Genomic DNA, 24366 nt, shown 5'->3' with positions numbered 1-24366 from the left:
ATGCAGGTAACATGGAAACGGGTCAGCCTGGCGGCCGCCGTCTTATTTTTGATTGGTTACATCATCAGCGTATGGTGGAGCGTAGAGCCAGACAGCATAGAGCCCCATCAGCTCAATAACGAGACGGGCCATAAGATAGTGGGCTATGCGACCACTACCTCTTTGATTTTGACCATGGAAACCCTCCTCGATAAGAACGGTGGCTGGTTGTCCAACGATGTGATGCCCCCCTCGCTGTTTATGGACAATATGCCCGCCTTCGAGTTTGGCGCCATAGAGCAGGCGCGGGATCTGGCGCTGATCATGCGCAAGGAATTTAGCCGTTCCCAGTCGCAGTCTACCGCCGACAAAGATCTGCTGGCGGCCCACTCTAAGCTGAATATCGAACACACCAGCTGGTTGGTGCCGAGCGCCGAAGGCGAGTATCGTGACGCCATCAAGCTGCTCAAGCTCTATCGTGCCCGCATCGCAGACACCAACAACCCAGATGCTCAGTTCTACGCCCGCGCCGATAACCTCAACGAGTGGCTTAAAGAGGTGCAGAAGCGCCTGGGCAGCATGTCGCAGCGCCTGTCTGCCAGTGTCGGCCAGGAGCGGATCAATACCGATCTCGCCGGTGACACTGAGGCCAGCCAGTCGACGCCTAATCTGGCCAGCCAGGAGATCAAGACCGGCTGGTGGCAGATAGACGATGTCTTCTATGAGACCCGCGGCGCCACCTGGGCACTGCTGAACTTCATGAAGGCTATTGAGGTAGATTTCGCCGACGTATTGAAGAAGAAAAATGCTGAGGTCAGCTTGCAGCAGATCATTCGTGAGCTGGAAGAGACGCAGCAGCCTGTGTGGAGCCCGATCGTGTTGAACGGTTCTGGGTTTGGCATAGTGGCCAACCACTCGCTGGTGATGGCCAATTATATTTCCCGCGCCAATGCCGCGGTGATCGATTTAACTAACTTATTGACTCAAGGCTAATTAGATGAAAAAAACACTACTTGCATGTGCTCTGCTCGGGTCTTTGGCAGCGACGTCTGCACAGGCGGCTACTGTAGTTGGCTTCAAGGTGGGCGGCGACTACTGGAATGCCGACACCGAGGGTACTTTTGCTCAGAAGGGCCAGGCTCAACAGGAGTTTGATTACAGCTCTTCATCTCAGGGCAGCATCTGGGTCGCCATCGAGCATCCTATTCCTTTAGTGCCTAACCTGAAGATCCGCGAAAACCGTCTGGATGCAGATGGCAAGGCGACTTTGACCGGCGACTGGACATTCGGCGATCGCGTATTTAGCGACGATGTGACCACGGCAAGCAACCTAAGCAATACCGATTTCGTGCTCTACTATGAGCTGCTGGATAACGACATAGTGGCACTGGATCTCGGCGCCGCCTACAAGAAGATGCACGGCTCTTTCCGCGTACATCAGATCTCGCCATCTGGCGTGGTAGGGGCTTACGCGCAGAAAGATCTTAGTGACGGTGTGGTCATGGCTTACGCCAATGCTGAGGTGGGCATTCCTGGCCTGGGTCTGTATGGTTTTGCCGACGTGATGCAGGGCATAGACGAGAGCAGCGTCTACGACTACCAAGTGGGTCTGGGTTGGCAGTTTGACGGCGTGGCGCTAGATACCAAGGTGCGTGTCGGTTACCGCGACTTTAACTTCGATGTGAACAACTTCGACGGTGTGACCGCCAACATGCAGTTCAAAGGCTATTTCGCCGGGGTTGAGCTGGTCTTCTAATAGCTAGTTTGCAGACATAAAAAAACCGCCATGATGGCGGTTTTTTTGTGGCTAAAGCCTGACGTCTTACTGACTGACTTCAGGGGCCTTTAGGCCATTGTTGATGGCGATGACATCGTCTTCGCTCAGGGTGCCAGTCGCTTGTTTCAACGCCAAGATAGAGTTGATATAGCCATAACGGGCATTAGAGAGCTGACGCTTAGAGTCGTAAAGGTCACGGGTACGGTTGAGTACGTCGACGATAGTACGGGTACCGACTTCGAAACCTGCCTGGGTCGCTTTCAGTGCGCTCTCAGAAGAGATCACCGATTGCTCATAGGCGCGGATAGAGCTGATAGAGGCGCCAACGTTGTTGAAGTTGTTACGCACATCTTTCACTACCTTGCGGTAGGTCTGTTCCATCTTCTCGCTGGCTTCTACGTATTGGTACTGCGCCTGGTTGACCTTAGAGCTCACCTTAAAGCCTTCGAAGATAGGCACGCTCAGGGTCAGACCCACGTTGGCGTTGTCGTAATCGCTCAGATCACCTGCCTGATTCTTCTGATTCAGGTTGGTGGTGTAACCCGCATTCAGGCTCAGAGACGGCATGTGGCCCGCCTTGTAGAGCGAGATGGTCTGCTGGGCGATATCTTTACCGATACGCGTGGTTAACAGATCCACACTGCTGGTCTCGGCCATCTTCAACCAGTCGTTTGGCATGGCTGGGGTTGGCGGTACCGCGGTGAAACGTGTGGTATCCAGGATGTCGATAGACTTGTGGTCTATGCCGGTGATTTCTCGCAGGGCTTCGTAGCTGTTGATCAGCTGGTTTTCCGCCAGGATTTCCGATGCACGGGCCAAGTCATACTGGGCCTGAGCCTCGTGTACGTCAGTGATCGCGGTGAGACCCACGGCAAAACGTTGCTTGGTCTGCTCGAGCTGACGCTCGATGGCACGCTTCTCGGCGCCCTTGAATTCATAGTTATCTTTCGCGGCTAAGACGTCGAAGTAGGCGCCTGTTACGCGAATGATGAGTGACTGAAGTGTCGAGGCATAGGCTGCATCGGCCTGTGACGCCGCAAGCTCAGCAAGGTCGAGTCCAACCCAGGCGCTGTGATCATAGATCACCTGCTTGAGTGACAGCCCAGCATCGAGTCCGCTGTTGTACTTGTCATCATCAACATTGGTCCAGCTCTTTCCATAGCCTACGCTGGCGCTGATGGTGGGTAGCAAGGGGGCGCGGTTCTCTTCGATCTGCTCGTAGAGGCGGTCACGCTGCGCTTGTGCCTGGAGCGCAATAGGATCATTGGTAAGGGCCTGCTGATATATCTGCAGTAGATCGTCGGCATGCACGGCAGAAGTCGTTGCCGCGAGAGTCAACGCTGCACATAAGGTGCGGATCTTAAATTTCATTAGCTGTCCTTTTTTAGACATAAATACTCCGAGGCGGAGCCATTTACTTAATAAAGTTAAGTGATGCTTCAGCGCAAATCATTTGCGCGAAGCGGTTTGCGCTTCCCGACGCTTCCCGATACATCTAAACTTATTAAGGTTAAGATATTAAGAAATTAACCATTTTTAAGTCAACTAGGAAGTGTAACAGTTTTTAACGGTAAGTCTGCATTTTTTAGTGGTCTACATGGTATATTGAGAGCCCTTGGGGATAAGCATTTACTAACTGAGTCGCGGGACGGGTAATGAGTCAGAAATTCACCAATGAAGATGTACAGATGCTGGGAAAACGAACCCTTTTTCAGGGGTTCTTTCGTATGGAAGAGTACAGATTCAAACATCGACTGTTTGCCGGTGGTTGGAGCCCGGAAGTGGTGCGCGAAGTATTCGAGCGCGGCCATGCCGTGGTCGTGCTGCCCTATGATCCCGTGAGTGACAAGGTGGTGCTGATTGAGCAGATACGCATTCCAGTGGTGAATGCCGCGCCAACCCCTTGGCTGCTGGAGTTTGTCGCCGGCATGATAGAGGAGGGAGAGAGCGCCGAGCAGGTGGCTCACCGTGAACTGCTCGAGGAGTCTGGCCTGGTGGCTAGCGAGATGCACTATATCAGCCAATATTTTTCCAGTCCCGGCGGCACCAGCGAGCGATTCGATTTCTACTGGGCCAGGGTCGACGCCAGTCAGGCCGATGGCTTACATGGACTGGACGATGAACATGAGGATATCAAGGTGCATGTGATGCCCCGTGAGGCAGCCTTTCAACTATTGCAGGATGGCACCATCAATAACGCCTCGACGGTGATTGGTCTGCAGTGGCTGCAGCTCAATTACCAAACCCTAAGGGCCGCCAAGTGAGCCTGTCGTTAAATAAGCGCAAGCCGGACTATCAGGCAAACGTGAGTCGTTTTCTCGCCTTGTGTAGTCGTAACTACTTCAATATATTACGCTGGCTGCCCGCGGGCTATGAGCAGGGGCAGTCCTGGCAGGTCGAGGGAGACTTCGGTTGCCTCGAGGTTAAGCTGCTGGAAAACACCCAATATACCCAATTAATTGAGATCTCCCGTCCGCTGAAAATCGCGCAATACGTTGATACGCCTAAAGTTGTAGTGCGTGTTTACCATGACGCTAAATTAGCAGAAGTGTTAACTAGTCGACAGATTTATCGATTAAGACCAGTATATGATTATCCAAATATACGTATGTACCATAGAGACGAAAAGTATCAGGTAAATGCTTTTCTTGAAGAGTTACTCAAGATTGACAACCATGCCCGCATCATTTGTCAGTCCGAATCTTAGGGTTTTAATGTGCTAAAAGAGGCTATCTCTTATTCCATAGATCACGATGAGAGCGTAAAGCTGGTCCAGGTGACGGACCCTCATCTTTTTGCTGATCCCGAGGCGCAACTGCTGGGTGTGAATACCGCACATAGCTTGGATGCTGTGTTGAACACCATTAAGGCCGTTGAGTACCCGGCACACCTCTTATTGGCCACTGGCGACATTAGCCAAGATTATTCCAATCAGTCTTACCATAACTTCGTCGCTGCGATTGAAAAATTAAATCTTCCTTGTCACTACCTGCCGGGCAATCACGATGACCCGCGCATCATGCACCTGCATATGCAGGGCCCCAGAGTCTACGGCGATAGGCGGATCCTGGTGGGAAAGTGGCAAATCATCATGCTGGATTCCACCGTTAGGGGGAAGCCTGGCGGGCATATGGCCGACGGCGAGATGGAGCTGATCGAGGCGGCGGTGGCGGCCCATCCCGAGCTGCATACCCTGTTGGTGATGCATCACAATCCGATCCTGGTGGATTGCAAATGGTTGGATCAACACTGCATGGACAATGGCGAGGCGTTTCTCGACAGAGTGACGGCCATGCCTCAGGTCAAGGGCCTGCTGTGGGGCCATGTACATCAGAGCCTGGATCAGTTCTACCAGGGCAAGAGTGGCCCGGTGAAGTTGATGGCAACGCCTTCTACCTGCATTCAGTTTAAGCCCAAGTCTCCCTATTTTGCCCTCGATGCCCAGCAGCCAGGTTATCGCCTGCTGGAGTTAAAGCCAGACGGCAGCATCCAGGCCAACGTCTACCGCGTGCCCGGCAACAAGTTTTCACCGGATCACGACTCCAGCGGTTACTAGGCGCTCATTTTGGTGAGCAGATAGCTAGCAGTCTGCTTGGCATTGGCGGGGTTAATATTTGGTTAATTGCCGCGCCGGTGTTAGCATCTGGAAGCCCCATGCTCGGCTGCAGATGTTAGGCGCAGAGCCCATCTGCCCGACAAGCCGTTATGCAGGGAACACATTGCCGTTTTATCATTCGCTGCCGAGGAAATATGCTGCTCTATATTCATGGATTTAATAGTTCACCGCACTCAGACAAAGGTGTGGTCACTGCCCAGTATATTGCCAAGCATTTTCCCGATATCAATTTCGTACAACCCCAACTCCCGGCCACACCCAAGGCGGCCATGGCGCTGCTGACAGATTTGGTCGAGCAGGCACTGGAGAAGGGAGAAAGCCTGAGTTTCATCGGTTCATCCCTCGGTGGCTATTTTGCCAGTTATCTGGCGGAGCGTTATGGCGGGCGCGCCGTGCTGGTTAACCCGGCGGTGAAACCCTTCGAGCTGTTTGATGAGTTCCTCGGTCCCCAGTACAATCCCTACACAGAAGAAGATTATCAGATTCTACCCGAGCACAAGTTAGAGGTGGCTAAGTACGATACGCCGGCCATCTCACATCCAGATCGTTTCTTGGTGCTGCTGCAGTCTGGGGATGAGGTGCTTGATTATCGGCAAGCCGTAAATAAATACCAATGTTGTCAGATGCTCATCGAGGCGGGTGGCGATCACAGCTTCGTCGGCTACCAGCAGAAGATGCCGGGGATCTGTGATTTCCTGTTTCTTGACAAATAGACATGTAGGGCCGCAACATGGCCTGATTAACAATATATTGTGTGCGCTATGACTAACCAATACACTTCAGATGCAATTGAAGTCCTCAATGGACTCGACCCGGTAAAACGTCGCCCAGGTATGTATACCGACACCACACGTCCAAACCATTTGGGCCAAGAGGTGATCGATAACAGCGTCGATGAGGCCCTTGCGGGACACGCGACCAGAATCGACGTGATACTGCACAAGGACAATTCGCTGGAGGTGATCGACGATGGCCGCGGCATGCCGGTGGACATACATCCCGAAGAGGGGATCCCAGGAGTCGAACTGATCCTTACCAAGCTGCACGCGGGCGGTAAGTTCTCCAATAACAACTATCAGTTTTCCGGTGGTCTGCACGGCGTAGGTATCTCGGTTGTGAACGCGCTGTCGAATCGCGTCGAGATCACAGTTAGGCGCAGCGGTCAGGTCTATGAGATGGCTTTCGAGCATGGCGACAAGGTGGAAGAGCTGACGGTGACAGGCACCTGCGGTCGACGCAACACCGGCACACGCGTCCATTTCTGGCCAACCGCCAGTTATTTCGATTCGGTTAACTTCTCTATTCCCAAGCTTATCTATCTGCTAAGAGCTAAGGCGGTACTCTGCCCGGGCCTGCGTATCAAGTTTACCAACAAGCAGACCGGCGATGTCGAAGAGTGGTGCTACGAGAGCGGCCTGACCGATTATCTCAAGTCGTCAACACAGGGAGCATTGACTCTGCCTGAAGAGCCTTTTATCGGCAGCATGGCTGGTAATACCGAGGCGGTCGACTGGGCCATCACCTGGTTACCTGAGGGGGGCGACTCCCTTAATGAGAGTTACGTCAACCTGATCCCCACGCCTCTGGGCGGCACCCATGTGAACGGCTTCCGTCAGGGCCTGCTAGAGGCGATGCGAGAGTTTTGTGAGTTTCGTAACCTGATCCCCAGAGGGATCAAGCTCTCCCCCGAGGATATCTGGGATCGCAGCAGCTTCATTCTGTCGATCAAGATGCAAGATCCACAGTTTGCCGGACAGACCAAAGAGAAACTCTCCAGCCGCCAGAGTGCGGCCTTCGTCTCGGGCATCGTCAGAGACGCCTTCAGTCTCTGGCTTAACACTCATACGGATCAGGCCGAGGCCCTGGCCGAGATGTGTATCAGCAACGCCCAGAAACGTCTGAAGGCGGCCAAGAAGGTAGCGCGTAAGAAGGTGACCTCGGGTCCAGCGCTGCCGGGTAAGCTGACCGACTGTAGCGGCCAGGACCCTATGCGCGGCGAACTCTTCCTGGTGGAGGGGGACTCGGCGGGCGGCAGTGCCAAGCAGGCGAGGGATCGTGAGTTCCAGGCGATCATGCCGCTGCGGGGTAAGATCCTCAACACCTGGGAGGTGGAGGCCTCACAGGTGCTGGCCTCTCAGGAGGTGCATGACATCTCAGTCGCCATCGGTTGTGACCCGGACAGCAACGATATCTCAGAGCTCAGATACGGTAAGATCTGTATCCTGGCGGATGCGGACTCGGACGGTCTGCATATAGCGACCCTACTGTGTGCCCTGTTCATGAAGCACTACAAGGTGCTGGTGGAGAAGGGACACATCTATGTGGCCATGCCGCCGCTGTTTAGGGTCGATGTGGGTAAAGAGGTATACTACGCGCTGGATGAAGCCGAGAAGCAGGGGATCTTAGATCGTATCAGCGCCGAGAAGAAGAAGGGTAAGGTGCAGGTGACCCGATTCAAGGGATTGGGTGAGATGAATCCATTGCAGCTGAGGGAGACCACCATGGATCCCAACACCCGAAGACTGGTACAGTTAACCATAGATGATGCCGAGGACACCCTGGCTATCATGGATATGTTGCTGGCCAAGAAGCGTTCTGGCGATCGTAAGACCTGGCTTGAAACCAAAGGCGACTTAGCCCAGCTATAGCTATGTCATTAAAATAAAAAGACAAATCGTTAGACAAGCTTAATATAATGCATAATAAAAGAGTTAGTTGTTATTTTCTGAGTGCGATGTTTGCCATGATGGCATCGGGTGTGGCCCTGACGGCGCGCGCCGAGCAGCCCATCATGATCACAGTCACCAAGGGATTTGGACTCTCCTTATATGCCTCAGATCTCGGTGATGCCAAACAGATGGCACTGGGTGACGAAGGCACCCTGTTTGTGGGCTCTTATAAGTCCGGCACCATACAGGCCTTGGTAGACAGCAACGCCGATGGTCGTGTAGACAAGCGCTACGTGGTTGCCAAGGGGCTCGAGTACCCAGAGGCGATCGCCTTTCATAAGGGGGATCTCTATGTTGCCGAAGAGGAACGCATCCTACGCTTCGTGGATATCGAGAATCGCCTGAAGCGTCCAGGTCGCGGCAAAGAGGTTTACGATCGTCTGCCTGGCAAGACCAACAAGAGTCGCCGCGCCATGCGTTTTGGCCCAGATGGACGTCTCTATGTCGCCATCGGCGCGCCCTGTAACGTGTGTGAGGCCCATGCGCCCTTCGGCAGTATCATCGCCATCGACCTCAACAGCGGCAGCAGTGAGCAGATCGCCACCGGCATACGCAACGTCACCGGCTTCGACTGGGCGCCCACAGACAACAAGCTGTGGTTTGCCGATCTGGGCCGTGACTGGATGGGCGACAGGCTGCCACCGGATGAGATTAACCGTGTCGATATCGTCGGCGCCCACTACGGCTTTCCCTATATTCACGCCAGCAGCGTGCTGGAGCCCGCCTACGAGAAGCCTAAGGGGCTCAAGGTCACCACGCCCGTCTTTGAGCTACCGGCCCACGTGGCACCCATGGGGCTCGAGTTCTATCGTGGCGAGCAGTTCCCCGAGAAATATCGTGATCAGCTTTTCGTGGCCGAGAATGGCTCATGGAACCGTTCCAGTAAGATCGGCTATCAGGTCACCATGTTGACCCTGGAAGATGACAGTATCAGCAAGCGCCAGACGGTGGTGAGCTTTCTCGATGGAGAGTTCCCCGTCGCCCGGCCCTATGACTTAATCATGGCGCCCGATGGAGCCATGTATATCTCAGACGATCTGAAAGGCAATGTGTATCGTCTGTTTTATAAAGAGAACGCGAGCGAAGAGATTGAATCGAGTGAAGCGAGTGAACAACAGGATCCTAATCAATGAGTGATGCGATAGATTTAAGCCTCGATGGCGTCGAACAGATGCCCTTGAGACGTTTCACCGAAGAGGCGTATCTGAACTATTCCATGTACGTCATCATGGATCGCGCCCTGCCGCATATCGGCGACGGCTTAAAGCCGGTGCAGCGTCGTATCGTCTACGCCATGAGCGAACTTGGCCTGTCGGCGCAATCTAAGCACAAGAAGTCGGCGAGAACCGTGGGTGACGTACTGGGTAAGTATCACCCCCACGGCGACAGTGCCTGTTACGAGGCCATGGTTTTGATGGCGCAGCCTTTCTCTTATCGCTACCCGCTGGTAGATGGTCAGGGTAACTGGGGGGCGCCGGACGATCCTAAGTCATTCGCGGCCATGCGTTATACCGAGGCGCGCCTGTCTAAGTTTTCCGAGGTGCTGCTGACCGAGCTGGGTCAGGGCACGGTAGATTGGGGCGTCAACTTCGACGGCACGCTTAAAGAGCCCATGGTGCTGCCCGCCCGTCTGCCGCATATCCTGCTCAACGGCATCACAGGGATCGCGGTGGGGATGGCGACCGATGTGCCGCCCCATAATGCCCGCGAGCTGGTAGATGCCTGTGTGGAGCTGATTGACAACCCCAAGGCGGATCTGGAACGTCTGATGGAGCTGGTACCCGGCCCTGACTATCCCACCGAGGCGGAGATCATTAGCCCGAGAACCGAGATCGCTAAGATCTACGAGACCGGCCGCGGCTCCATCAAGGCCCGCGCCGTCTATAGCGTGGAGTCTGGCGAGATAGTGATCACCGCGCTGCCGCATCAGGCCAGTGGCGGTAAGATTTTAGAGCAGATCGCCGCCCAGATGCAGGCTAAGAAGCTACCCATGGTGGCCGACCTGCGCGACGAGTCAGATCACGAGAGCCCGGTGCGTATTGTTATCGTGCCTCGGTCAAATCGTGTCGATTGTGATCAGCTGATGGCGCACCTGTTTGCCACCACAGATCTCGAGAAGAACTTCCGCGTTAACCTCAATGTGCTGGGGCTCAATGGCCGTCCTCAGGTGAAGGGGCTGAAACAGCTGCTGACCGAGTGGCTGGAGTTCAGATTGACCACGGTCAGACGCCGTTTAGAGCACAGATTAGACAAGGTTTTGGCAAGGCTGCATATTCTGGAAGCCTTGATGATCGCCTTCCTCAATATCGATGAGGTGATCGAGATCATTCGTTACCACGATGATCCTAAGGCCGAGCTGATGGCGCGCTTTAACCTGACCGACGATCAGGCCAACGCCATCTTAGATCTTAAACTGCGTCATTTGGCGAAGCTGGAAGAGTTTAAGATCAAGACAGAACAGAGCGAGCTTGAGGCCGAGCGCGAGAAGCTTGAGCAGCTGCTCAGCTCAGATCGCCGCATGAAGACGCTGATCAAGAAAGAACTTAAGCAAGACGCCGAGACTTATGGCGATGAGCGCCGTTCTCCGCTGGTCGAGCGCAGCGAATCCCGCGCCTTGTCGGAGCAGGAGCTGGTACCGGCCGAGGCGGTAACCGTAGTGCTGTCCGAGAAGGGCTGGGTGCGCTGCGCCAAGGGCCATGATATCGACCCAACGGCGCTCTCTTACAAGGCGGGTGACGGCTTCCTCTGCGCCGCGTCTGGCAGGAGTAATCATGCCACCGTCTTTATCGGCTCAACGGGGCGCGCGTTTGCCACCGATACCCATACCCTGCCATCGGCCAGGAGTCAGGGTGAGCCGGTGACTACCCGCTTCCAGCTGTCACCGGGCGAGTCTATGGCCCATGCGCTGCTCGGAGAGGATGGACAATGCTTCCTGCTGGCCTCGGATGCGGGCTATGGCTTTATCGGCGATTACAAGGATATGGTGTCTCGCAACAAGGCGGGTAAGGCGTTGTTGAGCCTGCCGGCCAACGCCCAGGTGCTGCCGCCGAAACGCGTGGACAAGAGTCGTAGCGAGTCTATCTTAGCGATCACCAACGAGGGGCGCATGCTGCTCTTCTCCGTCGATGCATTGCCGCAATTGGCCAAGGGCAAGGGTAACAAGATCATCGGCATCGCCAGTGACAGGGCTAAGAGCCGCGAAGAGCTGCTGGTGCATCTGCATGTGGTGCCGCAGGATACTGCAGTTACCCTGTGGGCGGGTAAGCGCAAGCTTACCCTCAAGCCGAGCGATCTCGAGCACTACCGTGGCGAGCGTGGTCGTCGTGGCGCCAAGCTGCCTCGTGGCCTGCAACGTGTGGATAAGGTGGAGCTTGGCGAGGACGAGACCGGTCTCTAGTCGCCCTCCGGATACAAAAAAGCTGCCTTAGGCAGCTTTTTTTATGTCTGATGGAAGTAGGCCTTAAGCCACTTCGTAGAAGTTGGGGATCACATCGAGGCGGGCCTGAATGATCTCGGTGGCCATCTTGCTACATTTACCACATTGATTGCCAACACCCAGACGACGCTTAACGTCGGCAAGAGACATATCTCCTTGATCGACAGCTTCTTTTATTTGCTTGTCGGTAATGGCGTGGCAAAGGCAAACATACATACAGGTGACTCCCCTACTTCAGATGCATGCAATTATAAATGAAAACGATTCTCACTGCTAATAACTCCTGGTTATAGATCGTGCATTATGGCGCCTAAGCGGGGAATTAAAAATTGTGAGCTAGCCCACTAAATACGGGGCTTCCAGCCTATTGGTGGCTCGAATTTGACCTCGTTTTGTCTGGCCGTAGGCTAGGGCGGTAATGAGCGCAAGCGCGCGTGAAAGATGCACTTACCACAAGTTAAGATGGTTTATTTGCTGGCTTATGATGGCTTGGGGTTGGCATTTACTGCTTGGATGAGGCGCTATCTTTGGCCGATAGCGCTAGGGGTGATTTAAGCTTAATAGCCGCGCTCGAAGTTGACTTTGTGGCTCAGGGGCTCTCCCTTGATGAACTTGTGATAGTTATTGGCGAAGATCTCCACCACCTGCTCTGGGAAACTCGGCGCGGCGATATGGGGGGTGATGATGACATTCTCCAGTGACCAGATGGGATGCTCCTGAGGCAGGGGCTCCTGATTAAACACATCCAGGATGGCGTTCTGCTGGGGATGAGTCAGCAGCTGGGCGTAGAGGGCGTCGAGATCCAACACGTCGCCGCGGCCCAGATTGAAGAGGATCGCCTCAGGCTTCATCATGGCCAGCAGCTCCTGGTTGAGCGCTCCCTGGGTCTGCGGCGTGCTGGGCAGTATTGCGGCGATGGCGTCTGCCTTACCTATGTGGTGGGCCAGATTTGCCAGGGTGTCTACGCTGTCGAAGCCTATGGTCGGCTTAGCGCCACGGTTGATGCCGGTAACCCGCATGCCGAAATGTTTGGCGGTCTGGGCCAGGTGTTTAGCGATATTGCCTGTGCCTAACAGTAGCAGTTCCTGCCCCTGCAGAGTGCGAAAGTTGCCCGGGCGCCAGATCTTTTCTGCCTGCTGGGACTGATATTGCTTGTGCTGGCGCTGGTGGGCCAGCAGGTAGCCAAACAGGTACTCGCTCATCAGGGGGCCGAAGATCCCGCGTACATTGGTGAGTTGATAATCGCGGCGCAGCCTGGGTTTGACCAGGAGGTCGACGCCGGCATAGGTGGATTGCATCCACTTGATCTGTTTGGCATGGCCCACCAAGGGGGCGGCCAATGGCGGTTCGGCGAGCCAGATATCGGCATCGAGAATACTCTGGGGATCGTCGCCCAGCAGTGTCAGATGCGGCAGGTGACAGGAGCCGAGCAGGCTGCGGTATCTATCGTTATCGCTGGTCAGCAGCAGTAGCTTGTGTTCCATAGCGAGTCCTTTTGGCTGTTATTATTTTTGTATGAGACCCAGAAAATGGCTGGTTTATTTTGGTGGCGAATTTTTTTTCATTCGCACTTTGTCATTATAGATGCTCCCGCCTGGCTTAGTACTTAAGTGGGGGCTAGTGCTACAGTTACAAAAAATGGCAGAGGTGTCCACTGCTAGGGTGAACTTTGCCTATTTGTTGGGCAGTTTAGGGTGAGTAGGCACTCGCTGACCCTAGCGGGTCAGCAGCAGTTGATGGACGCAGTCGGCGCTGACATCGGGGAAATTACTGAAGATGCCATCGACGCCCATCTGCGACAGATAGTGGATATCGTCGCGATTATCCACGGTATAGACAAACACCTTGGCGCCGCGGGCGTGGGCATCCTCCACTAACTCCCGGATGACGAAGTTGACGCTCAGGTGCAATGAGAAGGCCTCAAGCCGAGTGACTATGGCGGCCAAGTCTTCCGGCACCCCCTCGATGAGTGGCGCCAGTACAGCATCGGGGAAGGCTTGTCTCAGGGTGAACAGAAAGCCGTGATGGAAGGATGAGACCAGCAGCTGATCGGGACGGTAGTTGAGCTTCTCCAGGATCTCAGGGTAGAGGGCCATGAAGGGGCCGAGGGAGTTGAGTCCTTTGAGCTCTATGTTGATCAGGGCATCGAAGGGTTGCAGGTACTCCAGCAGTTCCCAGAGTTTAGGGATTGGCTCACCATCAACGGTAACGCCGGCCAGATACTCTTGAGTCACCGCCTCGATAAGACCTGTACCCGAGCTCTTGCCGTCGAGGCGCCTGTCGTGAAACACATAGAGTTCGCCTTCGACGCTGTGCACATCGATCTCTACGGCGTTACAGCCCAGGGCGATGGATTTCTTGATGGCGGCCAGGGTATTTTCGGCGCCATAGCCGCTGGCGCCACGGTGAGCATAGACACGCATTAGCTTCTAATTATCCCCTGAGTCTCTTTACTTTGACCACTAATATGCACCTCGAGCTGCGGATAGGCGAGCTCCAGATGATTCTCTCTGAGCTTCTTGCTGACCTGCTTGTGCAGCTTGTGTCGTAGCGGCCAGCGGGTGTTCATATCCTTAGCATAGGCGCGGATCTCATAATCCTGAGTATGCTGACCAAATCCGGCAAACCAGACCTCGGGCTCCGGCGTGGTCAGGGCATCGTCACACTCCTTGACGGCCTGATAGAGCGCCGCCTCGACCCGTGCGGGATCCGAGTCCCTGGCGACCGAGACATAGACGATCACACGAGTGATCGGATCTGACAGCGACCAGTTGATCAGCTGCTCGGTAATGAAGGCCTTGTTGGGGACGATTATCTCTTTTCTGTCCCAATCGACAATCGTGGTGGCGCGGATTTGGATCTTGCTTACCGTCCCCGTCAGCTCGCGTATGGTGACGGTATCACCGATGCGCACCGGCTTCTCGAACAAGATGATTAGGCCCGAGATGAAGTTGGCGAAAATCTCCTGCAGACCGAAACCTAAGCCCACCGAGAGCGCCGCGACCAGCCATTGCAGCTTAGACCACTCCATCCCCAAGGTCGAAAAGCCGCTGAGCATACCGAAGAAGACCACCAGATAGCGACTCACAGTGGTGATGGCGAAGCCCGTGCCCTGGGTGAGATCCAATCGTTGCAGAATCATCAGCTCCAGCAGGCCCGGCAGGTTGGTGGCTATCATCAGCGAGAAGCCGACGATGATCAGCCCCAGTAGCAAAGACTTGAGGGTGATAGGGAGCTGCTGGGCGATGCCATCGACCGTGCTCGAGCTGGTCCACAGGGTGATGCCGTCCAAAAACGAAAAGATGGCGCTATGGGTCTGAGTCCACAGACCGATCAGGCTGATCAGGAAGGCCAGCGTCAGCAGTGAACGCACCAGCCCAAGTGATTGACTGGAGATGGTCTCCAGATCCACCACAGGTTCCTCATAGGTGTCCGGTGGCTCGTTACTGTTGGGGTCGTCTTCTTTCTCCCGCTGGGCCAAGATCTCGGCGCGTTTGGCCTTGGCGCGGTTAAAGGCGATGCGGCGCCGCTCGATTAACATCCAGCGTTTAATCAACTGATACAGCAGCATGAAGCTTAGGGATAAGATCAACGACAGCTGCAGCTGTAGCAGCATCTGATAGGCGGTGAAGTAGTAGCCCCTGAAGGCCAGCACGGCACAAGTTGGCGGAAGTAGTATGAGTATCGACCAGAGCAGTTTCTGCAGCAGGCGCTTATTCTTATCGTCCTGGTGATAGTGATGTTCCTGCTTCGACAGGCTCAGCATATCGCGGTAGAACCAGAACAGCATTAGAGCCAGTAGGATGAAGGCGCCGCGTCCCAGGCTGTTGCGCACCAGCGAGGTCTCTAGCACCTCGGTGAAGCCGATCACGCCGACGATCGGCATCGCCAGTATGGTCAGGGCGCGCAGGCGTTGCTGACCGGCGCGTATGATCGCCTTGTCGCCCTTGAAGTGGCCGATCAACAGGCCCTTATCCAGCGCCAGCAGATAGGTGAGGCGATAGAGCTGGTACAGCATGCCTATGGCTAGTATGCCCATGCCCACCGAGGAGACCAGGTTATGGTTGCTGAAGTAGAAGATCAGACCGCCGCAGATCAGCGGCAGTGGCTTGATACAGCTGTAGAGCAGCGAGCCAACCAAGGTATTGAAACTATAGATAAACTTATCTTGCGTGACGTTACCCACATAGGTGACATTTTTGGCCATCAGCTGGGTAAATTTAGGCGTGACCAGGTCCTGCATTACCAGGCAGAGCACCATCAAGATCACCCACCAGGACCAGAGGGTGCTCTGTTCGCTTAGGGAATCGCGTACCTGGTGCCAAGGCGCCTGAGTCAGCAGCCATTGGGTACTCTGATACAGGTCGCCAAGCCAGTAGCCGTCTATGCTGTTGGCGTTGGCCACCCAAAACAGGTGCTCGTTGAGGGTGGTCTTAAGGGTTTGATACTGCTGACTAAGCTGCTCATACAGCACTCTAAGCTCGGCCAGCTCCCCCAGATAGAGATCATAGTTTTCCAGCAGCTGACGTTGCAGCTCTTTCTGGGCACCGACCAGCTTGCTCTGTAGTGGCGTGAGTTGCTCGGTATCGCCAAGCAGCGGGTGCAGTGTCTGGTCTTGCTCTATCTGGTAGCGGGCCAGACGGGCATTGGCGATCTCATTGCTGATCCTGTCCTGGCTCGGCGGCTTGGGCAGGGAGTAGAGGATACGCAGGAAGCGCTCGCCGAAGGCCGAGTTAAGCTTTACCAAGGCGATCTGCTGCTGAATGTTGGTGATCTGCTTAGCCTGGAACTGGTATTGGGTCTCGGCCTGCTCCTGCAGTGTCATCACATTGGTTACCTCATGGGTCAGCTGTTTCAGCTGCTCGCCGTAGGCCTGGTTCTGCGTATTTAGCTTGATGGCGATGGCGTCGTCTGTGATGGAGGTTTCTATCTGACTGGCGGCGATGGTGGCCGCCGTCGCCTTGTGGCGCTGCTCGGCGATGGCGCCGTTGAGGCGCTCGATCAGGGCCTCTTGCTGCACCAGCTGACTGCGCACCAGCGCCAACTGCTGCTGGGTCAGGGCGATCTGTTTCTGGCTGCTAGCCAGCTCCGATTCCAGGGTCGACAGGCTCTGAACATAGACCCGGCGCTGCATCTCGCTCAGGGGCTGGTTGTCGTCGCTAGTCGCCTGTTTGTGCTTGGCCAGGGTCAGGTTGGCCTGGCTGATCAGGCTAGGTAGCTGTTGCTGGCGTTTGATCAACTCGTTGACCTGAGTGGCCAGGTTAGCCTCTGTCTCTTTGAGTTCAGACAGCCTCAGGTAGGAGAGTGACGCCTGCTGGCTCAGATCTTGTTTGGGGTTATATTCCAGCGGCGTGGCGGCTTCTTTAAGCTGCTGAGTCAGCGCCTGTTTCTGGCTCTGATACTGGTGAATGATGGCATCGAAGCTGGACTGTAGTGCCTGTTGCTCGGTGAGCTGCTCCTCCAGCAGACTCAGCTGCTCGGCGGTGCTCTTGCTGGCGGCCTGAGACTCCTGTCCTAATCCCAGGCGTTTATTGAGATTCAGGGGCGAATTCGCGGCGCCTGAGAATGAGATTAGACAGAGAATAATCAGTAATATACGAGACATAAGCCGCTTTGTTCACACCAGCATCAATGGACGCTTATATATTACCAAGTTAGTTCAAAAATGATATCTATGAATCGGTTAATTTGACCCGTGTGGCGTTTCCTTTGCCAGCGACGAAAACGCCTTAAGATTTCGCCTTTTGGGCGCGGTTGGCCTTATGGCTCTTCTGGGTCTCATAGACGGCGGTAAAGACCACTAAGGCGCCGCCAATCAGCGTTTTCATGGCGAGTCCCTCGCCCAGGATCAACAGGGCTAACAGGGCACCATAAAGGGGTTGCAGGCAGGAGACCAGGCTGACCGTCTTAGCGCTTAGCTGGCGCAGCGCCGAGGTAAACAGGGCGTGGGGTGCGGCGGTAAAGACTATGCCTAAGAGGATCACCAACCACCAGACGTTGGCTTGGATGGCGCTTGGGTCGACCTCGAGCCAGGGCAGTAGGAACAGGGCGCTGACCCCTGTCTGGTAGTACATGGCCTGGGCGCCGCTGTAACTGGCGAAGTAGCGCTTGTGCAGCAGGTTTCTGGCGGTGAACAGGGCCGCCGACAGAATGCCTATGATTATCCCCAGGGTGACATCGTTACCCAGATTGGCCTCTGGGATCAGCAGGCTGACGCCCAGCAGGACACAGATGCCGCTGATGATGTCGGCCAGTTCAAGGCGTTTGCCAGTAAAGAAAGGCTCCACCAGAACCGTCATCACGGGATAGGTAAAGAAGGCGATCATGCCGATGGCCACCGATGACAGCTGCATGGCGGCAAAGTAGGTGACCCAGTGCAGGCTGACGATAATGCCGAGTCCCAGGGCGATGCCGTAGTCTTTACCGCGATTGAGCCTGAGGTGCTTGCCGCTGACCTTGACCAACAGAGCGAGGGCAAGGGCGGCGATGCAACAGCGAAGTGCCGTGATATCCAGGGCACTGAGGGGAATAAGCTTGGAGAAAAGGGCCGTACCACCAAACAGGAGGACGGCCAGATGCAGTTCGATTAAGCCAGAGCGTTCGCTGCTACTTGTGTTCAAGATTTCCTCTAATCGATTTTGGCGAAGGCCTGACCCATGCGGGTAACGGCCTTAGGCTCGACGCCATCGGCAAAGTGTTCCAGCGCGTCTTTGGCAAATAGCATGACTACAGTGCTGCCAAGCTTGAAGCGTCCCATCTCCTCGCCCTTATCCAGGGTGATCGCCTCTGGGCCCTCGGTTGGGTAGTCCCAGGTGAAGACCTTCTTGCCTGTCGGCGGGGTAACGGTACCTGCCCAGACGGTTTCTATGCTGGCTACGATAGTGGCGCCAACCAAGACCATGGCCATGGGGCCGATTTCGGTCTCGAAGATGGCCACCACACGCTCGTTGCGGGCAAACAGGCCGGGCACATTTTCGGCCGTCAGCGGGTTCACCGAAAACAGCTCGCCAGGCACATAGGTCATCTTAGACAGGGTGCCTTTAATCGGCATGTGAATTCTATGGTAATCCTTTGGTGCCAGATAGATGGTGGCGAAGTCGCCGCCTTCGAAGCGCTTGGCATCATCGGCTTGATCGCCTAAAAGGGCAAGTGACGAATATTCATGTCCCTTGGCTTGAAAGATACGGCCTTCTTTGATCGGTCCGCATTGGCTGACGGCACCATCGACCGGATGAACGATATAGTCGTCATCGTCACACAGGGGGCGGATGCCGGGTTTCAGGGCGCGGGTGAAGAACAGGTTGAAGCTGGCGTAGGCTTCGGGTGCACTCTCGGCGGCCTCGCTCATGTCTATCTTATACTGCTTGATAAACCACTTAATTACGCTTGTCGTTACCGCGCCGAGTTCGGCGGCTGCCAGTTTACCCACGAGTCGCGAGAGCAGGTGTTTCGGCATTATGTATTGCAAGGCAATCTTCAATTTGTCCACTGTCTGTTTTCCTTCAAATCCAGTTTGGCTGTTCTTAATTTAGTTAGTCGTTATCGTTTTTGAAATGACGGGCATGGCGCTGCTCGTCCAGGCTGTCGATAATTCTGTGGTAGTTCTGGTACCTGTCCTGGGCTATCTTGCCTTCCTCGAAGGCCTGGGTAATGGCGCAGCCAGGATCATTCTTGTGTTTGCAGTCTCTAAACTTACAGGTGCCGAGATAGTCCCTAAACTCAATAAAGCACCAGCCTACGCGCTCGGCAGGCAGGTGCCAGAGGGCAAATTCACGGACGCCGGGAGAGTCCACCAGATCGCCGCCACTTGGGAAGTGTAGCAACTTGGCCGTGGTGGTGGTGTGCTGGCCCAGGCCCGAGGTCTCGGACACGTCGCCTGTGATCAGTTCGGCTTCTGGCAGTAGGGCATTGATTAGCGATGACTTACCCACGCCTGACTGACCGACAAACACGCTGACCTTATCTTTTAACAGGGTCTTGATCGCCTCAACCCCTTCGCCAGACTTGCTGCTGACCCTATATACCTGATAGCCGATGGCTTGATAGCGTTCCAGCGCGGCCTCGACGGCAGGCGCCTCTTCGTCGCTGAGCAGGTCTATCTTGTTGAGTATGATGACGGGCGCTATGCCTGTGTCTTCGGCGGCCACCAGATAGCGGTCGATGATCTGGGTGGTAAAGCTAGGCACCACGGAAGAGACGATGAGTATCTGATCGATATTGGCGGCGATGATCTTGATGCCGTCGTAGAGATCCGGCCGTGACAGTGAGGAGTGTCTCGGGTGAACGGCCTCGATCACGCCGGCTATGGTGGCTGTGGTTTCACTGGCCTGGCGCATGATCACCTTATCGCCGGTGACCAGGCTTTGAATATTTCGGCGAATGTTACAGCGAACCAGTTCACCGTTTTCCGTTTCGACATCAGCGTGTTGGCCGAAACGAGAGATGACGGTGCCCAGCTGTTCTGGCCCCAGTGAGCTATCCTGTAACTCAATGGTTGTTTCTTTTGCGTCTTTGCGCTGCAGCCGTTTCTCATGATTGGCGCGCATGCGGCGGCGTTGGCCTTGGCTTAGGGGTTTCTTTTTACTCACAGTGTCGTCATCGTCAAAATAAGGTTATTTTGTGTCTTCTAAAAAAGCAGTATGATACACGGTCTTAAATAAAAAAGCCTGAATTTAGGCAAACACGCATTGATAAGGCAGATATATGGCTGCAGATGAAACAAATCTGATCTGGGTTGATCTGGAGATGACGGGACTAGAGCCCGAGGTCGACAGAATCATTGAGATAGCAACGATTGTGACTGACAAGGAATTGAACATCTTGGCGGAAGGGCCGGTAATTGCCATCCATCAGAGCGAAGATGTGCTTGCGGCGATGGACGACTGGAACCAGAAGCATCACGGCGAGTCGGGTCTGATCGACAGAGTCAGGGCGAGCGACTTCAACGAGCAAGATGCCATCGAGCAGACGATTGCCTTCTTATCTGAGCATGTACCTGCCGGTGTATCGCCAATGTGCGGCAACAGCATAGGTCAGGACAGACGTTTCTTGAATCGTTACATGCCAACCCTGGAAGATTATTTCCACTACCGCAACATAGATGTCAGTTCTGTCAAAGAGTTAGTGCGTCGCTGGAAGCCAGAGGTGATGGACGGTTTTAAGAAGCAGGGGACCCATCAGGCACTGGTTGATATTCAGGAATCGATCGCCGAACTCCAATATTATCGTGAGAAAGTATTTAAAATTTGACCAAACGGTAGAAAATTTTAAATTAGGGGGTTGCAGAGGGGCGAAATTCTCCTATAATGCGGCCTCAACTTTTTACTGGCGTGTTCGCCGGTAGAGATTGAAATGCGACATTAGCTCAGTTGATAAAAGGTGAAAGACGATACCTTTTGTTGATAATGACAGTTAATTTAGCTCGAAAAAATTTATGCGACATTAGCTCAGTTGGTAGAGCGATACCTTGCCAAGGTATAGGTCATCGGTTCGAACCCGATATGTCGCTCCAAATTACAAAAGTTTGGTTACACCGATATCCAGACTCACAGATTTTGCGACATTAGCTCAGTTGGTAGAGCGATACCTTGCCAAGGTATAGGTCATCGGTTCGAACCCGATATGTCGCTCCAAAATTTATGCGACATTAGCTCAGTTGGTAGAGCGATACCTTGCCAAGGTATAGGTCATCGGTTCGAACCCGATATGTCGCTCCAAATTTTCCCTCAGAAGTTTCTATTTTTTGTATCAGTTATTTCTCGTCCTGCTGGTTGCAGGTATCGCAGCTCTGCGACATTAGCTCAGTTGACTCTTTGTATAGAGCAAAAGGGCGATACCTTGCCAAGGCATAGGTCGAGTTTTTAGATTTACCGATTCGAACCCGATATGTCGCTCCAAATTTCCCCTCAGAAGTTTCTATTTTTTGTATCAGTTATTTCTCGTCCAGCTGGTTGCATGTATCGCAGCTCTGCGACATTAGCAGTTGACTTTTTGTATAGAGCCAAAGGGCGATACCTTGCCAAGGTATAGGCTATCGGTTCGAACCCGATATGTCGCGCCAAATTTCTCCCTATAGTTTCAGCTTCCAGTTCCCCTTGGTTTGTATCCTTGAGTCATCTAGTCGTCTGCTTTTTGTTGTAATCGATTCGGTGTCATGTTTCTTACTTTGATGAATTTTTATTCATTTTTTTCACGATTACTTTAGTGAGTCGTCGATGGCCTGTTTTGCCCAGAAAGCCTTTAAGCTAGCGATTATTGGCCCTTTATCGGCGTGAAGATCACAAAAATGCCATTAGCGTGATGTGAGATAAAATTCTTTAAGCTTGTCTAATGTAGCGACTTCAGAAGTGCGCAAACTATGACATTGTTCAAAAAAAACTGCGCTAATTACTCCCATAATGAAATCAAATCAGTATTAACGCCTAAAACTTGGCATCGATTGGAGAAGGAAAGATGAGATTTCAACAACTTAATGAACAGTTGGCATATGTCTCTAAGTGTCGCTTGGAAATGGCCCGTTTATATGCGCGTTTGCACAGTGCGGTAGACTCGTCTCGCGTGAAATTGATGCTGGAGTATTTGCAACAACATGAGAAAGAGGTTTCTCAGAAGATCGATGACTATATCGAAGAGGCACCACGCCGTCTGTTGGAACTCTGGTACAACGATATCGTGTTTGAAGACTTCATCAAACGCTGCCAAGACGTGATCCCTGCGGCCAACATGAACGAAGATGATCTGTTGGAGCTGCACCTGGATCTCGATAACCGTCTGATTGGCTTGTTTGAGAAGACGGCAGATTCCTCTGTTCCGGGTGATGTGAAGAACGCTCTCAATGATCTGGTGCGTGTTGAGAAGATTCAGCAGCAACGTCTGGTGCACAGCAGCCTGAGAATGGAAGACATATAATCTGAGCTCAATTAAGTTGAGCTTTCTAGCCTATTGCTAGTGAGAAACTTAATAAAAAGGCGCCTTGGGTGCCTTTTTTCATTTATGCCTGGACAATTGCAAGCAGGTATTTATAGCTGATTATTTTTCATTGCTTTTTTCTTCTTACGCCAGAGCTAAATTATCATTTTCTTGCATCTATATCGCGTTTTCTGGCTCCAATGGCTCAGTAATTTGACTGACAGTCTAGCGAGTTCAATTAAGTTTGATGAAATGTTTTGTTATCGCCTCGTTGGCCTTTTTGTCGTTGAGTCGGCGAATTTATTGTGCCAGATCAAACTTCTTACATTCTCCGGTGTTTAAGCGGAATCTAATGGCGATTAAAAACTCAAATATCGAATATGCTTAGGCATAGGGTAACCGCCCCGGTGATGAGTCTTGTTAAGGAGAATCCAGATGTTGTTTAGTGACGGCCAGCTGCCATCGGCCTTATATACGGCGCAGATGATTCGTGATGCCGAAGCGCGCCTGATCGCGTCCGGTGAGGCTAACTTGTGCCAGTTGATCGACAGCGCCGGACAGTCGGCCTTCGAGTTACTGCAACGAGAGGGCAAACTCAATAGCAAAATTCTGGTATTGGCGGGTTATGGCAACAATGGCGCCGATGCCTATATCTGCGCCACCTTGCTGCTCGAATCTGGCTGTGATGTCGGCCTCTATGCGGTGGAGCGTCCAGAGCCGGGCGAGGGGATCAGCTACGCCAAGGCGGCCTTTCTCGCCGCGGGCGGGCATCAGCTATCTGACTATGAAGAGGCGCTCAAGGAGGCTGAGGTCGTCGTCGATGGCCTGCTAGGCACAGGTGTTAAGGGAGAGCTGCGCGACCCCTTTGCCGAAATGATAGTGGCGCTCAATCGTTATTCTCTCTGGATCTTATCCTTAGATGTGCCATCGGGTATCGATGTGGATACTGGCGCCGGCCTGTTAGCGGTTAAGGCAGATGTGACCCTGACCTTTGGCGCGCCGAAACAGGGACTGATCACGGGTAAGGCCAGGGATTGTGTCGGCAGGCTCTGGTTTGCCGATATCGGCCTGCAGGAGTATCTGCCTGAGTCTAAGGTGCTCAATATTGCCCATAGGCTGACCGACCTTGGATTGCGTGCCAGGGCGCAGAACAGCCACAAGGGGGCCTGCGGTAAGGTGACCGTTATAGGTGGCGATATCGGCATGGCCGGGGCGCCGCGTCTGGCCGCCGAGAGTTGCCTGCGGGCGGGCGCCGGACTGGTGGCAGTGATCTCAAGACCCGAACATCTGGCCGTGGTTAACTCGGGCAGACCGGAAATCATGTTCTGGGGCTGCGAGCTGGTAGATATGGAGGTGTATCAACGCTTGGGTTGGGCCGATATTCTGCTGATTGGTCCAGGACTGGGTAAACACGACTGGGGCTACAACCTGCTTAAGGCCACAGGCCTGAGCGACAAGCCCTGTGTGATGGACGCCGATGCGCTTAACCTACTGGCGCTCGAGCCGTCACGCCAAAGCAACTGGGTGTTGACCCCTCACAGCGGTGAGGCCGCCAGGTTGTTGGGGATTAGCATCGCCGAGGTGGAGGCGGATCGCTTCGCCGCCGTCTATGCCTTGCAGGCTAAATATGGCGGTGTGGTGGTGCTCAAGGGTGCGGGCACTCTTATCTATGATGGTAAGGTGTGTCATGTGGCGCCGGTGGGAAATCCTGGGCTCGCCAGCGGTGGCAGCGGCGATGTGCTAGGCGGCATCATTGCGGCCTTAATGGCCCAGGGGATGCCTAAGATGGAGGCGGCGAGTGCCGGAGTAGTGGTTCATGGGGCCGCAGCGGATCTGGCCGTGAAAGATGGCGAGCGAGGCATGTTGGCCTGCGATCTATTCGCCCACATACGCGCCCTGGTCGATAAGATTTAGCTTAGGG

At 54.0% G+C, this 24366-nt stretch carries 20 protein-coding genes and 4 tRNA genes; 16 read left to right on the top strand and 8 right to left on the bottom strand.

Annotation, left to right across the window (positions count from 1 at the left end):
• Complete coding sequence (locus AYI87_RS03910; protein ID WP_011864348.1) at positions 1–972, top strand: DUF2333 family protein; 972 nt, start codon at positions 1–3, stop codon at positions 970–972.
• 4 nt (positions 973–976) lie between these two features.
• Positions 977–1735 carry a TIGR04219 family outer membrane beta-barrel protein gene (locus AYI87_RS03905; protein WP_144199780.1) on the top strand — a complete coding sequence of 253 codons (759 nt, stop codon included), beginning with the start codon at positions 977–979 and terminating at the stop codon, positions 1733–1735.
• Between the two features lie 66 nt (positions 1736–1801).
• Here the strand turns inward: AYI87_RS03905 and tolC are convergent, their stop codons facing one another.
• Positions 1802–3127 (bottom strand): outer membrane channel protein TolC, encoded by a 1326-nt coding sequence (gene tolC / locus AYI87_RS03900; RefSeq protein WP_144199778.1) that lies wholly within the window; start codon positions 3125–3127, stop codon positions 1802–1804.
• Positions 3128–3411: 284 nt separating this feature from the next.
• On the opposite strand from tolC, the gene nudF reads away from it, so the two are divergent.
• From nudF to parC, 7 genes are all read left to right on the top strand, one after another.
• Positions 3412–4020, top strand: a complete 609-nt coding sequence (gene nudF, locus AYI87_RS03895) for an ADP-ribose diphosphatase (protein ID WP_144199776.1) — start codon at positions 3412–3414, stop codon at positions 4018–4020.
• Positions 4017–4463, top strand: coding sequence for a DUF1249 domain-containing protein (locus AYI87_RS03890; protein WP_011864352.1), 447 nt, complete (start codon positions 4017–4019; stop codon positions 4461–4463). Before nudF ends, AYI87_RS03890 begins: the two co-directional genes overlap by 4 nt.
• Positions 4464–4472: 9 nt before the next feature.
• Positions 4473–5312, top strand: a complete 840-nt coding sequence (gene cpdA / locus AYI87_RS03885; protein ID WP_144199774.1) for a 3',5'-cyclic-AMP phosphodiesterase — start codon at positions 4473–4475, stop codon at positions 5310–5312.
• A 194-nt stretch (positions 5313–5506) separates the two neighbouring features.
• Positions 5507–6085, top strand: a complete 579-nt coding sequence (locus AYI87_RS03880) for a YqiA/YcfP family alpha/beta fold hydrolase (RefSeq protein ID WP_144199772.1) — start codon at positions 5507–5509, stop codon at positions 6083–6085.
• Between the two features lie 48 nt (positions 6086–6133).
• Positions 6134–8020 (top strand): DNA topoisomerase IV subunit B, encoded by a 1887-nt coding sequence (gene parE / locus AYI87_RS03875; RefSeq protein WP_011864355.1) that lies wholly within the window; start codon positions 6134–6136, stop codon positions 8018–8020.
• 86 nt (positions 8021–8106) lie between these two features.
• Positions 8107–9234, top strand: a complete 1128-nt coding sequence (locus AYI87_RS03870) for a PQQ-dependent sugar dehydrogenase (protein ID WP_260865064.1) — start codon at positions 8107–8109, stop codon at positions 9232–9234.
• Positions 9231–11498 carry a DNA topoisomerase IV subunit A gene (parC, locus tag AYI87_RS03865; RefSeq protein ID WP_144199768.1) on the top strand — a complete coding sequence of 756 codons (2268 nt, stop codon included), beginning with the start codon at positions 9231–9233 and terminating at the stop codon, positions 11496–11498. Before AYI87_RS03870 ends, parC begins: the two co-directional genes overlap by 4 nt.
• Before the next feature lie 63 nt (positions 11499–11561).
• Here the strand turns inward: parC and AYI87_RS03860 are convergent, their stop codons facing one another.
• The 7 genes from AYI87_RS03860 to rsgA form a co-directional block, all read right to left on the bottom strand.
• On the bottom strand, positions 11562–11753 hold the full coding sequence (locus AYI87_RS03860; protein WP_144199766.1) for a bacterioferritin-associated ferredoxin: 192 nt from the start codon (positions 11751–11753) through the stop codon (positions 11562–11564).
• Between the two features lie 341 nt (positions 11754–12094).
• A complete protein-coding gene (locus AYI87_RS03855) occupies positions 12095–13021 on the bottom strand; it encodes a D-2-hydroxyacid dehydrogenase (protein WP_144199764.1) in 927 nt (308 codons plus the stop codon).
• A gap of 231 nt (positions 13022–13252) precedes the next feature.
• Positions 13253–13960 carry a glycerophosphodiester phosphodiesterase gene (locus tag AYI87_RS03850; protein WP_144199762.1) on the bottom strand — a complete coding sequence of 236 codons (708 nt, stop codon included), beginning with the start codon at positions 13958–13960 and terminating at the stop codon, positions 13253–13255.
• Positions 13960–17142, bottom strand: coding sequence for a mechanosensitive ion channel domain-containing protein (locus AYI87_RS03845; protein ID WP_144199760.1), 3183 nt, complete (start codon positions 17140–17142; stop codon positions 13960–13962). The genes AYI87_RS03850 and AYI87_RS03845 overlap by 1 nt, the downstream gene beginning before the upstream one ends.
• Positions 17143–17266: 124 nt before the next feature.
• Positions 17267–18157 carry a DMT family transporter gene (locus AYI87_RS03840; RefSeq protein WP_144199758.1) on the bottom strand — a complete coding sequence of 297 codons (891 nt, stop codon included), beginning with the start codon at positions 18155–18157 and terminating at the stop codon, positions 17267–17269.
• 8 nt (positions 18158–18165) lie between these two features.
• Positions 18166–19026 (bottom strand): archaetidylserine decarboxylase, encoded by an 861-nt coding sequence (asd, locus tag AYI87_RS03835; protein WP_144199756.1) that lies wholly within the window; start codon positions 19024–19026, stop codon positions 18166–18168.
• A 43-nt stretch (positions 19027–19069) separates the two neighbouring features.
• Positions 19070–20125, bottom strand: coding sequence for a small ribosomal subunit biogenesis GTPase RsgA (rsgA, locus tag AYI87_RS03830; RefSeq protein WP_144199754.1), 1056 nt, complete (start codon positions 20123–20125; stop codon positions 19070–19072).
• A gap of 115 nt (positions 20126–20240) precedes the next feature.
• Between rsgA and orn the strand changes: the two genes are divergently transcribed.
• From orn to AYI87_RS03800, 7 genes are all read left to right on the top strand, one after another.
• Complete coding sequence (gene orn, locus AYI87_RS03825) at positions 20241–20786, top strand: oligoribonuclease (protein ID WP_144199752.1); 546 nt, start codon at positions 20241–20243, stop codon at positions 20784–20786.
• Between the two features lie 186 nt (positions 20787–20972).
• Positions 20973–21048, top strand: a tRNA-Gly gene (locus tag AYI87_RS03820).
• Positions 21049–21093: 45 nt separating this feature from the next.
• Positions 21094–21169: transfer RNA gene (locus tag AYI87_RS03815), tRNA-Gly, on the top strand.
• A gap of 8 nt (positions 21170–21177) precedes the next feature.
• A tRNA-Gly gene (locus AYI87_RS03810) sits at positions 21178–21253 on the top strand.
• Between the two features lie 253 nt (positions 21254–21506).
• A tRNA-Gly gene (locus AYI87_RS21175) sits at positions 21507–21597 on the top strand.
• A gap of 392 nt (positions 21598–21989) precedes the next feature.
• Positions 21990–22445, top strand: coding sequence for a hypothetical protein (locus tag AYI87_RS03805; protein WP_144199750.1), 456 nt, complete (start codon positions 21990–21992; stop codon positions 22443–22445).
• A gap of 435 nt (positions 22446–22880) precedes the next feature.
• Positions 22881–24359, top strand: coding sequence for an NAD(P)H-hydrate dehydratase (locus AYI87_RS03800; protein ID WP_144199748.1), 1479 nt, complete (start codon positions 22881–22883; stop codon positions 24357–24359).
• The last annotated feature ends 7 nt before the right edge of the window (positions 24360–24366 follow it).

This window comes from Shewanella sp. KCT (assembly GCF_007636505.1).
Lineage (GTDB): Bacteria > Pseudomonadota > Gammaproteobacteria > Enterobacterales > Shewanellaceae > Shewanella > Shewanella halotolerans.
The sequence above is the reverse complement of the archived record's forward strand: the minus strand, read 5'-3'. Positions and strand labels throughout refer to the sequence as shown.

What these genes read in the sequence shown, in the direction of transcription:
- AYI87_RS03910 (WP_011864348.1), top strand. Translation starts at nt 1, where the DNA reads ATGCAGGTAACATGGAAACGGGTCAGCCTGGCGGCCGCCGTCTTATTT.
- AYI87_RS03905 (WP_144199780.1), top strand. Translation starts at nt 977, where the DNA reads ATGAAAAAAACACTACTTGCATGTGCTCTGCTCGGGTCTTTGGCAGCG.
- tolC (WP_144199778.1), bottom strand. Translation starts at nt 3,127, where the DNA reads ATGAAATTTAAGATCCGCACCTTATGTGCAGCGTTGACTCTCGCGGCA.
- nudF (WP_144199776.1), top strand. Translation starts at nt 3,412, where the DNA reads ATGAGTCAGAAATTCACCAATGAAGATGTACAGATGCTGGGAAAACGA.
- AYI87_RS03880 (WP_144199772.1), top strand. Translation starts at nt 5,507, where the DNA reads ATGCTGCTCTATATTCATGGATTTAATAGTTCACCGCACTCAGACAAA.
- parE (WP_011864355.1), top strand. Translation starts at nt 6,134, where the DNA reads ATGACTAACCAATACACTTCAGATGCAATTGAAGTCCTCAATGGACTC.
- AYI87_RS03870 (WP_260865064.1), top strand. Translation starts at nt 8,107, where the DNA reads ATGTTTGCCATGATGGCATCGGGTGTGGCCCTGACGGCGCGCGCCGAG.
- parC (WP_144199768.1), top strand. Translation starts at nt 9,231, where the DNA reads ATGAGTGATGCGATAGATTTAAGCCTCGATGGCGTCGAACAGATGCCC.
- AYI87_RS03860 (WP_144199766.1), bottom strand. Translation starts at nt 11,753, where the DNA reads ATGTATGTTTGCCTTTGCCACGCCATTACCGACAAGCAAATAAAAGAA.
- AYI87_RS03855 (WP_144199764.1), bottom strand. Translation starts at nt 13,021, where the DNA reads ATGGAACACAAGCTACTGCTGCTGACCAGCGATAACGATAGATACCGC.
- AYI87_RS03850 (WP_144199762.1), bottom strand. Translation starts at nt 13,960, where the DNA reads ATGCGTGTCTATGCTCACCGTGGCGCCAGCGGCTATGGCGCCGAAAAT.
- AYI87_RS03845 (WP_144199760.1), bottom strand. Translation starts at nt 17,142, where the DNA reads ATGTCTCGTATATTACTGATTATTCTCTGTCTAATCTCATTCTCAGGC.
- orn (WP_144199752.1), top strand. Translation starts at nt 20,241, where the DNA reads ATGGCTGCAGATGAAACAAATCTGATCTGGGTTGATCTGGAGATGACG.
- AYI87_RS03805 (WP_144199750.1), top strand. Translation starts at nt 21,990, where the DNA reads ATGAGATTTCAACAACTTAATGAACAGTTGGCATATGTCTCTAAGTGT.
- AYI87_RS03800 (WP_144199748.1), top strand. Translation starts at nt 22,881, where the DNA reads ATGTTGTTTAGTGACGGCCAGCTGCCATCGGCCTTATATACGGCGCAG.